The organism is Variovorax rhizosphaerae (assembly GCF_037889975.1).
Taxonomy (GTDB): domain Bacteria; phylum Pseudomonadota; class Gammaproteobacteria; order Burkholderiales; family Burkholderiaceae_C; genus Variovorax; species Variovorax rhizosphaerae.
In genome coordinates this window covers 1-12830 of sequence record NZ_JBBKZT010000057.1, presented here as the reverse complement: position 1 = coordinate 12830, position 12830 = coordinate 1, and the positions used below count along the sequence as shown (strand labels likewise).

The window sequence follows — 12830 nt, the reverse complement described above, 5'->3', positions numbered from 1 at the left end:
GAAACGACTCAGCGCCGATGATAGTGCGGGTTCCCGTGTGAAAGTAGGTCATCGTCAGGCTCTTACAGCCCAGAAAGCCCAACCTCAACGAGGTTGGGCTTTTTGCATTTCGCGCAGCTGAATTTGAAGTTTATCGCTGAGCCAATTGGCGATGCAATAGCGCTAATCGTTCTCGTTGACCGTCTGCTTTCACGCCAGCCGCATCTACGAAGTGGCTGGCCCTCTCCCGATTCGCATTGGTCGAACCGAGCCGTCCTATCCGGACCTCAGGGATGCGGCAGGGAGACGGTCGATTTTGGTTCTTCGGAATCCGTCCCGCTTCAGGCGGAAGCAGCGTTGACCACATTGGCCGGCTACAATCTCAGGCTCCACTCCTAACAAGGGCGAGAAAGGCAACCTGGTTATGACACCGCGAACTACGGCAACCGTTTCCAACGGCTCTTTCCTTCAAGGAAGCGGCCGGTAGCCCGCGCGCGCTGGTTGTTCCAGCACTCATGACCCCAATAAGGCGCGGCTCCCACCGCGCTTTTTGCTTTTCATCTTCAGAGGTTTCTTCATGATCCAGATCACGCTCCCCGACAACTCGCAGCGCGAGTTCCCAGGCCCCGTCTCCGTCGCTGAAGTGGCCCAATCGATCGGCCCCGGCCTGGCCAAGATGACGCTGGCCGGCAAGGTCGACGGCAAGCTGGTCGATGCGAGCGACATCATCGATCGCAGCGCCAAGCTTCAGATCATTACGCCGCGCGACGACGAGGGCCTCGAGATCATTCGCCACTCGACGGCTCACCTGGTGGGCCACGCGGTGAAGCAGCTCTACCCGACGGCCAAGATGGTCATCGGCCCGGTGATCGAGGAGGGCTTCTACTACGACATCTCCTACGAGCGCCCCTTCACGCCTGAAGACATGGAGGCGATAGAGAAGCGCATGCGCGAACTGATCGCGCAAGACTACGACGTGGTCAAGAAGATGACGCCGCGAGCTGACGTCATCGAGGTCTTCAAGTCCCGCGGTGAGGAATACAAGTTGCGCCTGGTCGAGGACATGCCCGACGAGCAAGCGATGGGTCTCTACTACCACCAGGAATACGTCGACATGTGCCGCGGCCCGCACGTACCGAACACGCGCTTCCTGAAGGTCTTCAAGCTCACGAAGCTGGCTGGCGCCTACTGGCGCGGCGACGCCAAGAACGAGCAGCTGCAACGCATCTACGGCACGGCCTGGGCCGACAAGAAACAGCTCGACCAGTACATCCAGCGCATCGAGGAAGCCGAGAAGCGCGACCACCGCAAACTGGGCCGCGAGCTCGACCTGTACCACATTGATGAAGTGGCGCCAGGCGTGGTGTTCTGGCACCCGAAAGGCTGGGCGCTTTGGCAGCAGGTCGAGCAGTACATGCGCAAGGTGTACCGCGACACGGGCTACCAAGAAGTGAAGGGCCCACAGATCCTGGACAAGAGCCTGTGGGAGAAGACGGGTCACTGGCAGAACTACCGCGAAAACATGTTTGTCACGGAATCGGAGAAGCGCGAGTACGCACTGAAGCCTATGAACTGCCCCGGCCACGTGATCATCTTCAAGAGCGACCTGCGCAGCTATCGTGACCTGCCCCTGCGCTACGGCGAATTCGGCCAGTGCCATCGCAACGAGCCTTCGGGTGGCCTGCACGGTATCATGCGCGTGCGCGGCTTCACACAGGATGACGGGCACATCTTCTGCACGGAAGATCAGATCCTGGAAGAGTGCGTCAATTACACGGCGCAATTGCAAGCGGTGTACAAGGACTTCGGCTTCACGGACATTCTCTACAAGGTGGCGACGCGGCCGGAGAGTCGCATCGGCTCCGATGAACTCTGGGACAAGGCCGAGCACGCAGTGATGGAAGCACTGCGTCGCTCAGGCGTCGACTTCGTCATCGCACCGGGCGACGGTGCGTTCTATGGTCCGAAGATCGAGTACACGTTGAAGGACGCGATCGGCCGCCAGTGGCAGTGCGGCACGATGCAGGTCGACTTCAACATGGCCGAGCGCCTGGGTGGCGAGTACGTCACGGAAACGAGCGGCCGCGCCTATCCGGTGATGCTGCACCGCGCGATCGTCGGCAGCCTGGAGCGCTTCATCGGGATGCTGGTCGAGCACCATGCTGGCGCAATGCCCTCGTGGTTGGCGCCGGTGCAGGTCGCCGTGCTCAACATCAGCGAAGGCCAGGCCGACTACGCGTCGGAAGTTGCCAAAACGCTGCGGAATCAAGGGCTTAGAGTCGCGCTTGACCTGCACAACGAGAAGATTACGTATAAAATACGGAAGCATTCGTTGCAAAAGCTCCCTTATATCCTCGTCGTGGGCGACAAGGAAAAGGAAGCAGGTGCCGTCGCAGTGCGCGCCCGGGGCAATAAAGACCTCGGAGTCATGTCGATGCAGGTGTTCTCTGAACTGATCGCCGAAGACATCCAACACAAACGCTGATTTTCTGGAAAAACGGTCGTTGTTGCGCGTGGTTGCTACGGTCTTCGCTACAGATTTTGTAGCAAATTTTTGAAGGATTCTGACCATCGCTACTGCATTTCGCGACCGCCGCCACCGCGAGGAACGCCAACACCGCCTGAACCGGGAAATCATGGCCCCGGAAGTCCGCCTTGTCGGCCCGGAAAACGAGCCGTTGGGTGTGATGAGCCTCTCGGAGGCGTTGCGCCTCGCTGGCGAGGCCGATGTGGATCTGGTGGAGGTCGTCGCGGCGGCCAACCCGCCGGTTTGCCGCCTGATCGAGTACGGTAAGTTCAAGTACCACGAGCAGAAGAAAGCGGCCGAAGCGAAGTCGAAGCAGAAGGTCATCGAGGTCAAGGAAATCAAGTTCCGGCCCGGTACCGACGATGGTGACTACAACATCAAGATGCGCAACATCCGGCGCTTTCTTGAGGACGGCGACAAATGCAAGATCACGCTGCGCTTCCGCGGCCGCGAGATCACGCACCAGGAGCTGGGTCTGGCACTCCTGCAGCGCATTCGCGATGAGTTGGGTGACACGATCATGGTCGAGCAGTTTCCGAAGCTCGAAGGCCGGCAGATGATCATGATGATCGCGCCGGGCCGCAAGAAGGCCGGTGGTGCTGCACCGAAGGCCACGACCGAGCCGGCAGCCGCCGCTTGATCGACAAAGCCCGCTCGGGCTGGGTACGCTGAAGATTTCGGCAAGACTCGCGAAGAGCGGCAATCAGTTTTGAAGGGATTTCGCGCCGGCTGCAAGGCGGGCGCGGGATGAAGAAGTGTCTCGGGGCCAACAAGCATGCGGAGCATCCGCATCGCCTCACGAGCACAATTTAAGGAGCATTCAATGCCCAAAATGAAGACCAAGAGCAGCGCGAAAAAACGTTTCCGCGTTCGTCCCGGTGGCACCGTCAAGCGCGGTCAAGCCTTCAAGCGTCACATCCTGACCAAGAAGACCACCAAGAACAAGCGCCATCTGCGCGGTGCAGTGACGGTTCATGAAACCAACATGGTTTCGATGGCCGCCATGTTGCCCGGCATGGGCATTTAATCCAGACGAACAAGGAGTACTCACATGCCTCGCGTCAAACGTGGTGTAACGGCTCGCGCCCGCCACAAGAAGGTTCTCAAGCTCGCCAAGGGTTTCCGCGGTCGTCGCGGCAATGTCTATCGCATCGCCAAGCAGGCGGTGATGAAGGCAGGCCAATACGCCTACCGTGACCGCCGCACCAAGAAGCGCGTCTTCCGTCAACTGTGGATCGCGCGTATCAACGCCGCCTCGCGTGAACTGGGCCTGACCTACAGCCAGTTCGCCAACGGCATCCGCAAGGCTGGTATCGAGATCGACCGCAAGGTCCTGGCCGATATCGCCGTGCACGACAAGGCCGCTTTTGCCGGCATCGTGGAGCAGGTCAAGGCCAAGCTGGCTGCTTGATCCTGTCAGCAGGTCGCCGTCTTCTCGAAGATGGCGGCTTGTGTCCACGGCCTGAACGGCATTGAGGGCTGGCGCTAGAAATGGCACCAGTCCTTTTTTATTTCCTTCTCCCGAATTTTCCATGAACGAGCTGGACACCCTGGTCGACACCGCCCGCGCTGACTTCGCCCTTGCGAATGCGCCGGCCGATCTTGAAAACGCCAAGGCCCGCTTTCTCGGCAAGGCCGGCCGCATCACCGAACTGATGAAGGGCATGGCCCAGTTGTCGGTCGACGAGAAGAAGTCGCGCGGCGCGGCCATCAACGTGGCCAAGCAGGCGATCGAGGCGGCATTGAACGCGCGTCGCCAGGCGCTGGCCGATGCGGAACTCGACGTGCAGTTGCGCGCCGAAGCGCTCGATGTGACCTTGCCCGGCCGCCACCGCGTGGGCGGTGGCCTGCACCCGGTGAGCCGGACCATGGAGCGCATCGAGGCCATCTTCTCGAGCATGGGCTTCGATGTGGCCGACGGCCCCGAGATCGAATCCGACTGGCACAGCTTCACCTCGCTCAACAACCCGCCGAACCATCCGGCGCGTTCGATGCAGGACACCTTCTACGTCGACATCGACGGGGAGGACGGCATTCCTTACAACCTGCGTCCGCACACGAGCCCGATGCAGGTTCGCTATGCGCACCAGCAGATCAAGAAGCACTCGGCCGTGTTCAAGGCCGCCGAGACCGACCCGAACGTGAAGCCGCCCGAGATCCGCGTGATCGCGCCGGGCCGAACCTATCGAGTGGACAGCGATGCCACGCACTCGCCGATGTTCCACCAGTGCGAAGGCCTGTGGCTGGGCGAGAACGTGAGCTTCAAGGACCTGAAGGTCGTCTTCACCGACTTCTGCCGCACCTTCTTCGAAACGGACGACCTGGTGCTGCGCTTCCGTCCGAGCTTCTTCCCGTTCACGGAGCCGAGCGCCGAGATCGACATCCAGTTCCAGAGCGGGCCGCTGGCGGGCCGCTGGCTGGAGGTCGCCGGCTCTGGCCAGGTGCATCCGAACGTGGTGCGCAACATGGGGCTGGACCCCGAGCGCTACATCGGCTTCGCCTTTGGCATGGGGCCGGACCGGCTCACGATGCTGCGCTATGGCGTGAACGACTTGCGCCTGTTCTTTGACGGCGACTTGCGCTTCCTGAGTCAATTCCAATAACGCGATGAAGATTGCCCGCGCCCCGCTTTGCTCCGTCTCCCTCCGGGAGAGGGTTGGGGTGAGGGCGGCAGCTTCAGCACAAGCGCAGACCTCTTCAAACGCCCGCTGCCCTCACCCCGGCCCTCTCCCAGCGGGAGAGGGAGGAAGGCAGCAGCATTCCAACGTCACGGATCACTGACATGCAATTCCCCGAGTCCTGGTTGCGCGAGTTCTGCAACCCGCCGCTCACGAGTGAACAACTGGCCGAGACGCTCACGATGGGCGGCTTCGAGGTCGAGGAGCGCCGTCCGGCGGCGCCACCTTTCACGAAGATCGTGGTCGGTGAAATCAAGGAAGCCGTGCAGCATCCGAACGCCGACAAGCTGCGCGTGTGCCAGGTCGACGTGGGGCAGGGCAGCCTGCTCAGCATCGTGTGTGGCGCGCCCAATGCGCGCGTGGGCATCAAGGTGGCGTGTGCGCTCGTCGGAGCTGAATTGCCGCCCGGCGAGGACGGCAAGCCTTTCCTGATCAAGGTCGGCAAGCTGCGCGGCGTCGAGAGCTTTGGCATGCTGTGCTCGGCGCGCGAACTGCAGTTGAGCGAAGACCATGGCGGGTTGCTGGAGCTTTCCAGCGATGCGCCCATTGGTGGCGATATCCGCGAGGTGCTGAACCTCGACGATGCATTGCTCACGCTCAAGCTCACGCCGAACCTGGCGCATGGCCTCAGCGTCTATGGCATCGCACGCGAATTGGCTGCGCTGACCGGCGCTCCGTTGCAAACGCCTGCGGTGCCGAAGGTCGCGACGGCGTTCGCCGATGTGCTGCCCGTGAAGGTCGAAGCGCCCGAACTCTGCGGACGTTTCTCGGGCCGCATCGTGCGCGGCGTCAACACCAAGGCTGCAACGCCGGACTGGATGGTCGAGCGCCTTGCGCGTTGCGGCCAACGCAGCGTGACGGCGCTGGTCGACATCTCGAATTACGTGATGTTCGAGCTAGGCCAGCCGTCGCACATCTTCGACCTCGACAAGATCCACGGCGGCCTCACGGTGCGTTGGGGCAAGGCTGGCGAACAGCTCAAGCTGCTGAACGGCAACACCATCACCGTCGACGAGAAGGTCGGCGTGATCGCGGACGAGCGCGAAGTCGAATCGCTGGCCGGCATCATGGGTGGCGACGCCACCTCGGTGACGGACGACACGCAGAACATCTACGTCGAGGCTGCGTTCTGGTGGCCCGAGGCCATCCAGGGCCGCTCGCGCCGCTTCAACTTCAACACCGATGCGGGCCATCGCTTCGAACGCGGTGTCGACCCGAGCCGCACGGTGCAGGTCATCGAGCGCATCACGCAGTTGATCATCGATATCTGCGGCGGCCAGGCTGGCGCAATGGACGACCAGACGCTGCGCCTGCCAGAGGCCAAGCCTGTGACGCTACGCGTGGCGCGTGCCGCGCGCGTGATCGGCATGCCGCTGACGCAAGCCGATTGCGTGGCTGCACTGAAGCGTCTTGGTCTTCCGATGGAAGAGGGCCAGGGCACGATCCGCGTGACGCCGCCGCCGCATCGTTTCGACCTGCTGATCGAGGAAGACCTGATCGAGGAGGTCGCGCGCCTCGTCGGCTACAACAACCTGCCGACCACCTCGCCGCTCGCGCCGATCACCGCGCGCGTGCGTCCCGAGGTGCAACGCGGACGCTTCGATGTGCGCCGCCGCGTGGCCGCGCTGGGCTACCAGGAAACGATCAACTTCAGCTTCGTCGAAGCGCACTGGGAGCAGGACCTGGCCGGCAATGCCAACCCGATCAAGCTGCTGAACCCGATCGCCAGCCAGATGAGCGTGATGCGCTCGTCGCTCCTGGGCTCGCTGCTGCAGGTGCTCAAGTTCAACATCGATCGCAAGGCGCCGCGCGTGCGTGTGTTCGAACTCGGCCGTGTGTTCATGCGTGACGAGAAGGTCGTCACGACCGACAGCACCGTCAAGGGCATCCACCAGCCGATGCGCGTGGCCGGCCTGGCTTGGGGTGATTCGGAGGGCTCGCGCTGGCAAAGCAAGGCCCAAGGCACCGACTTCTACGACATCAAGGGCGACGTCGAGGCGCTGCTTGCGCCGCTGATGCCGACCTTCGAGCCGACCGAGCATCCCGCGCTGCACCCGGGCCGCGCGGCGCGCGTGCGCGTCGACGGTTGCGACATCGGCGTGGTGGGTGAATTGCACCCGCGCTGGCGGCAGAAGTGGGAGTTGCCGCAGGCCCCCATGCTGTTCGAACTGGACCTCGATGCCGTGACTGCGCGTCAATTGCCGGCAGCAGAGCCGGTGCCGCGTCACCAGGCCGTGGAACGCGACATTGCCGTGGTAGTGGCGGAAGCCGTCACGCACGATGCGCTGATGCAAGCCATTGCATCCGCCTCCGGCAACGATGGGCTTCTGCAGGGCGCGAACCTGTTCGACATCTACAGGCCGCAAGTCGCGCGCGATGGCACAGTTGCCGCCTCCGGTGGCCTCGCCCAAGGCGAGAAGAGCATGGCCGTGCGGCTGAGCTTCCAGAGCGATGCGGGCACGTTGACCGACGAGCAGATCGAGCCGGCGGTTCGCGCCATCATCGATCAACTGGGCGTCAAACTGGGTGCGCGTCTGCGAGGATGATGGACATGGAATTCACGCTCGAAGCCCTCGAAACACCGGCGCTCACCAAGGCGCAACTGGCCGACCTGCTGTTCGAACAGATCGGGCTGAACAAGCGCGAGTCGAAGGACATGGTGGAGGCCTTCTTCAGCCTGATCGCCGCGAGCCTGATCGAAGGCACCGATGTGAAGATCTCGGGCTTCGGCAACTTCCAGATCCGCACCAAGGCGCCGCGGCCGGGTCGCAATCCGCGCACCGGCGAGGCCATTCCGATTGGTGCGCGCCGCGTGGCCACGTTTCATGCGAGCGCCAAGCTCAAGGAACAAATCCACGGAAACATCACGGAAGAAGGCAGCCAGGAGGTCGAGTGGAGCGTCGGGACCGAATAGTTCTTGGCGCTCGTGAGGCCGGTGGAGTAATCTCTCAGGTTTCGCGCGCACGGCTTTGATTTCAATGGAGAAAACCCTCCCCCCGATTCCGGTCAAACGCTACTTCACGATCGGTGAAGTGGGCGAGCTTTGCGGCGTCAAGCCGCACGTGCTGCGCTACTGGGAACAGGAATTCACGCAACTGCGCCCGATGAAGCGGCGCGGCAACCGGCGCTACTACCAGCATCACGAGGTGCTGATGATCCGCCGCATCCGCGATCTGTTGTATGACCAGGGCTTCACCATCAGCGGTGCGCGCAACAAGCTGCAGGAAATGACGCAGCACGAGCGCGATCGGCGCAGGGCGGGCGAAATGCCGCTCGAAGGTGTTGAAGCGATCGAGATCGATCGCGAGGAGTTCGATGCCGCTGTGCAGGATGATCGACAGGACGCTGGCGCAGCGTTGCAACAGCCTGGGCAGATGCTGATCAGCCAGCTTCGCCGCGAACTCTTCGAAATCCGCGAGCTTCTTGGCGCGGTTCACTGAAATCAACAGGTTATAATTGAGGGCTTCGGTGTGTGGCGCAGCCTGGTAGCGCACTTGCATGGGGTGCAAGGGGTCGAAGGTTCGAATCCTTTCACACCGACCAACAAAACGTCCAAGGGCGTCCGGTTTCATCACCGGACGCCCTTTGTCATTGGGGCGCAGGGAAGATGATGCTCGGGAGCGTCGTCGCCCACTCGGTTGCATCCAGCAATTGAAGCTCGACAGCGAGTCTCGTCTGGGACGCGCTGAAGAAGGGCTGTTGCCTCGGGACGATCCGAGGCCAGTCGGGGTAAGCCGGGACGACCCCGTTGCTCCGCGTCCTCGACAATCCGCGCCATGCCTGAATCATCCAACTCCCGCCCCGTCCTGATCGCAGGCGGTGGCATCGGGGGCATTGCCCTCGCGCTCACCCTCCACCAGATCGGCGTGCCGTGCGTCGTGCTCGAGGCCGTCGCCGCGCTGCAACCGCTTGGCGTCGGCATCAACCTGCAGCCCAATGCCGTGCGCGAGCTGTACGACCTTGGCATCGACGACACGCTGCTCGACACGATCGGCATCCAGGCGCGCGAATGGGCGCTGGTGGGGCGCAATGGCAACGACGTCTATGCGGAGCCGCGCGGCTTGCTTGCGGGCTATCGCTGGCCTCAATACTCGGTGCATCGCGGCCAGTTGCAGATGCTGCTCTACAAGGTGGCTCTGGAGCGGCTCGGGCCCGACGCGATTCGCCAGGGTCATCGCGTCACTGGCTACCGCAACCACGCCGATGGCGTGACCGCCTTGGTCGAGACACGCGACGGACAGCATCTTGAAGTGGCGGGCCGCCTGCTGATTGCCGCGGACGGCCTGCACTCCGCAGTGCGCGCGCAAATGCATCCAACGCAGCCGCCGATCCAGTGGGGTGGTGCGATCATGTGGCGGGGTACGGCGCCCGGGGTGCCGATTCGTACCGGCGCATCCTTCGTGGGCGTGGGTTCGCTCAAGCACCGCGTCGTGCTCTATCCGATCTCGCCGCCGGATCCGAGCACGGGACTCGCCACCATCAACTGGATCGCCGAGATCACAGTCGACAACGCTGGCGGCTGGACGCAGGGCGACTGGAACCGCCGGGCCGCGCTCGAGGACTTCATCCATCACTTCGAGGATTGGAACTACGGCTGGCTCGACGTACCGGCGATGTTGCGCGGCGCGAAGGAGTACTTCGAGTACCCGATGATCGACCGGGACCCGGCGCCGACCTGGGTCGACGGTCACGTGGCGCTGCTCGGCGACGCGGCGCATGTGATGTATCCGGTGGGCTCCAACGGCGCGAGCCAGGCCATCGTGGATGCGCGCGTTCTGGGTGCGGCCATGCTCGACAAGGGAGTGAGCGTTGCGGCATTGCTGGCCTACAACGACAGGCTGTGTGCGGACATCTCCGCGCTGGTGCTGCGCAACAGAGGCGCCGGGCCGTTTGGCATCCTGGGACTGGTCGATGAACGCTGCGGCGGCGTGTTCGACAACATCGACGACGTGATTCCGGCCGCCGAGCGGGAGGCCTTCATGGCGCGCTACAAGGCCGCGGCGGGCTTTGCGATCGATGCGCTCAATGGTGCGGCGCCGACGATTGCACCAGGCGCGCGCGTCACGGGTCCGGCATGAAAAAACCGGCGTGTCCGCCTTCGCGGATCACGCCGGTCGCCATCAGGCTACCGCTCGCGTCGGCTGCAATGCAGCCGAGCGAGCAGGCTCACGCTTTCAGGGGTACATCGGGATCTGACGGTACTCGTCGAACATGCCCAGCAAGGTCGCCGCTTGTGCGTCGGCGCCAGACTCCTTGAGGAAGTCGCTCGCGCTCATCTCGCCGCGGAAGTAGCGCGCGAACGATGCGGGATTCGTCTTGATGACGGCATCCACCTTGCGGTAGTGGCTGTCGGGATTGCTTACGAATTCAGCCACGGAGTTGCGAACGTGCAAGGCTGCGCGCTTGCCGCCGACGTTGAATTCGAGTTCACCTTCCTTGCCCGATGCCTTTTCAGGATTGAGACGCGTGCGCAGGTGATTGACTGCGCGACTCGTATCGGCCGTCACCCATTCCGCGTCCTGGATGCTGCCGAGCGTATGGGTCTTCTCTCCTTCCAGGCTGCGCGCAGAGGCCAGGTAGAAGTTGCGCGTGATCGAGCCGGGGCTGTAGCGACCCAGGGTGCGGAAGCTGTCGGCCAGCGCCTGGCGATAGGTCTTGTTGGCGGGTGCCACATCGGTCAGCACCACGGCCAGGTCCTTGGCCCAGATGTATTCGCCCTTGCCAACGGCCGCCTTGTAGGCGTCGAAGACCTTGGCTTCGCCACCGATCAGGTCCACCCACTTCTTCGACTCGACCGAGCGCGGCAGCGAGTGCAGGTCTTCCGCATGGCCGGAGAACCAGCCGAAGGCGCGGTCCGCATAAGCCTCGGGGAAGGTGTCGTACTGGCCGTAGACCTCGTTCACATACGGGTTCTTGGTCAGGGCTTCCGGCAGCACGATGTGGTGACGCAGTTCCTGCATCCGCACGCCCTGGTTGGTCAGGCGGATGGCCTGGTCGTATACGAAGGACGATGCATCGATCAGCGCGTTGGCGGTGTCCTTGATCTTGTCCTTGCCGACCAATGCGGTCGCACCGCCGCCTACGTCGAGCACGATCTCGGGCTCGAGGTCGCGGATCTTCTTGAGCGCGGCGATCCATTCGTTCGGGTCGCGATAGCGGTCGCCGCGCAGGGTGTACAGGTTCGGCAGGCAAGGCCACATCACGTTGTCGATGACGAGCTTCTGCGAGGGGATCCAGAAGGTCAGCGAGTCTTCGGTGTCGGTCGACGCATGGAAGGCCTGGATCTCGAGGCCGTCCACCGTCATCTTCTCGCCGTCGGCCAGCGTCTTGGTGGTTGGCAGCCACGCGCTCTTCTTGCCGAGGTCCAGCGATGCGGCGCCCATCTTGGCGTCAGGGCCGGTGCTGGGCATGTCGGTGCCGAAGTGGATGCGTGCGCGGCCGTCGAGTGCGGGCAGCATCTCCGCGATGTTCGGCTTGCCCAGGAAGCCCGACTCCTGCACCGTCTTGTTGGAGTCCGGGTGCGCAATGATCTGCGCCTTGTCGCCGTCGAGCAGCGTCTCTGCGCCCTTGGCGTAGTGGGCATGGTCGTAGAACACGGCGATGATGGGCTTGGTGCTCACATCGCGGCGGATGATCTCGCGGAATTTCTTGCCGTCTTCCGCGTTCTCGCCGGTGGAGAACACCAGCAGGCCGTTGGGTCGTTCAATGATGACCGGGCCGTAGAAGTAGCCGTAGATCATCCAGGTCTTGTCGGCGACGGGCTCTGCGCGGGCCGGCTTGCCATCGATGCGGACGAAGGGAAGGGCCTTCTTCCACTCGTTGAAGTTGATCACCGTGCCGTTCGGCAAGGTGGCCGGCTTGTAGTTCGGGTTCTCGTTGTACCAACGCCAGGCCTGCGCATGGCTGGAGGTTGCGGTCAAGGCCAGCAAGGCCACGCAGGCCCCGGTGACGCCGTTGACGAGTCGACGCTTCAGGTTGGAGCGCTGGGAAGTGGTGACTTCCGAACTCGCCAGGGCGGTGGAAGCAGTCTTGTTGCGACGCATTTTGTTATCTCCTTTGTTGAAAAAATGTCTGTTCTCACGGTCCCCTCGTGTTTGCCCTATTTGTCGCCAAATGAAAAAACATCGTCGCCTTCGGCAAAGACGCGAAGGCTGGGTGAGCGCGATCATAGTGGGGTAGATTCAGGACAGGCGAAAGGCTGTACCAGCAACCCGGAACAAAGTTGTTTCAGGTAAGCCGGAAGTGCCATTTCGTGAGGTCTTTGATGCTGCGGCGCGACACTGCATTCACGGCGGCAGAACTGGTTGGCGCCATTCAATAGCACCGCGCTGTGACGACCTCTCAAGGAGTACCCAATGACAAACATGCAAGTCCCTTTCGCCCCCGAGGTGATCTCTAGGCAACTGACCGACGCGCTCGCATTGCAGCGCAAGGCCTACTTCGCACACCCGGTGCCCACCTATGAAGAGCGCCGCGCCGACCTGCGCCAGATCAAGCGCTTCATCCTCGACCACAAGGAAGCACTCATCGACGCAGTCTCTGCCGACTACGGCAACCGCTCGCGCCACGAGACGCTGCTGGCCGAGATCTTCCCGGCCACCGACGGCGTCGACCAGGTGCTCAAGCACCTGCGCGGCTGGATGAAG

General features: G+C 62.8%; 10 protein-coding genes, 1 tRNA gene and 1 pseudogene. 11 read left to right on the top strand and 1 reads right to left on the bottom strand.

Annotated features, from left to right (window positions below):
• Positions 1 to 556: 556 nt before the first annotated feature.
• The 10 genes from thrS to WKW82_RS39155 all read left to right on the top strand — a co-directional run bounded on the left by thrS (position 557) and on the right by WKW82_RS39155 (position 10262).
• Positions 557 to 2464 (top strand): threonine--tRNA ligase, encoded by a 1908-nt coding sequence (thrS, locus tag WKW82_RS39200; RefSeq protein WP_340348620.1) that lies wholly within the window; start codon positions 557 to 559, stop codon positions 2462 to 2464.
• Positions 2465 to 2540: 76 nt separating this feature from the next.
• Positions 2541 to 3146 carry a translation initiation factor IF-3 gene (gene infC, locus WKW82_RS39195; protein WP_340348621.1) on the top strand — a complete coding sequence of 202 codons (606 nt, stop codon included), beginning with the start codon at positions 2541 to 2543 and terminating at the stop codon, positions 3144 to 3146.
• A 183-nt stretch (positions 3147 to 3329) separates the two neighbouring features.
• A complete protein-coding gene (gene rpmI, locus WKW82_RS39190) occupies positions 3330 to 3533 on the top strand; it encodes a 50S ribosomal protein L35 (protein ID WP_132733279.1) in 204 nt (67 codons plus the stop codon).
• A gap of 24 nt (positions 3534 to 3557) precedes the next feature.
• Positions 3558 to 3917, top strand: a complete 360-nt coding sequence (rplT, locus tag WKW82_RS39185) for a 50S ribosomal protein L20 (protein ID WP_213957691.1) — start codon at positions 3558 to 3560, stop codon at positions 3915 to 3917.
• Between the two features lie 121 nt (positions 3918 to 4038).
• Positions 4039 to 5109, top strand: coding sequence for a phenylalanine--tRNA ligase subunit alpha (pheS, locus tag WKW82_RS39180; RefSeq protein WP_340348619.1), 1071 nt, complete (start codon positions 4039 to 4041; stop codon positions 5107 to 5109).
• A gap of 179 nt (positions 5110 to 5288) precedes the next feature.
• A complete protein-coding gene (pheT, locus tag WKW82_RS39175) occupies positions 5289 to 7730 on the top strand; it encodes a phenylalanine--tRNA ligase subunit beta (RefSeq protein WP_340348618.1) in 2442 nt (813 codons plus the stop codon).
• Positions 7731 to 7735: 5 nt separating this feature from the next.
• The gene (locus WKW82_RS39170) at positions 7736 to 8098 is read left to right on the top strand and encodes an integration host factor subunit alpha (protein WP_422823702.1); all 363 of its coding nucleotides are present in this window, start codon (positions 7736 to 7738) and stop codon (positions 8096 to 8098) included.
• A 64-nt stretch (positions 8099 to 8162) separates the two neighbouring features.
• Positions 8163 to 8624 (top strand): MerR family transcriptional regulator, encoded by a 462-nt coding sequence (locus tag WKW82_RS39165; RefSeq protein WP_340348616.1) that lies wholly within the window; start codon positions 8163 to 8165, stop codon positions 8622 to 8624.
• A gap of 26 nt (positions 8625 to 8650) precedes the next feature.
• Positions 8651 to 8727 (top strand) — tRNA-Pro (locus tag WKW82_RS39160).
• 233 nt (positions 8728 to 8960) lie between these two features.
• Positions 8961 to 10262: a flavin-dependent oxidoreductase gene (locus WKW82_RS39155; protein ID WP_340348615.1), complete on the top strand. Its 1302-nt coding sequence runs from the start codon at positions 8961 to 8963 to the stop codon at positions 10260 to 10262.
• 96 nt (positions 10263 to 10358) lie between these two features.
• Here WKW82_RS39155 and WKW82_RS39150 read toward each other — a convergent pair whose 3' ends face one another.
• Positions 10359 to 12227 (bottom strand): alkyl sulfatase dimerization domain-containing protein, encoded by a 1869-nt coding sequence (locus WKW82_RS39150; protein ID WP_340348614.1) that lies wholly within the window; start codon positions 12225 to 12227, stop codon positions 10359 to 10361.
• 312 nt (positions 12228 to 12539) lie between these two features.
• Here WKW82_RS39150 and WKW82_RS39145 point away from each other — a divergent pair.
• Positions 12540 to 12830: pseudogene (locus WKW82_RS39145) on the top strand (hypothetical protein); the annotation flags it as partial.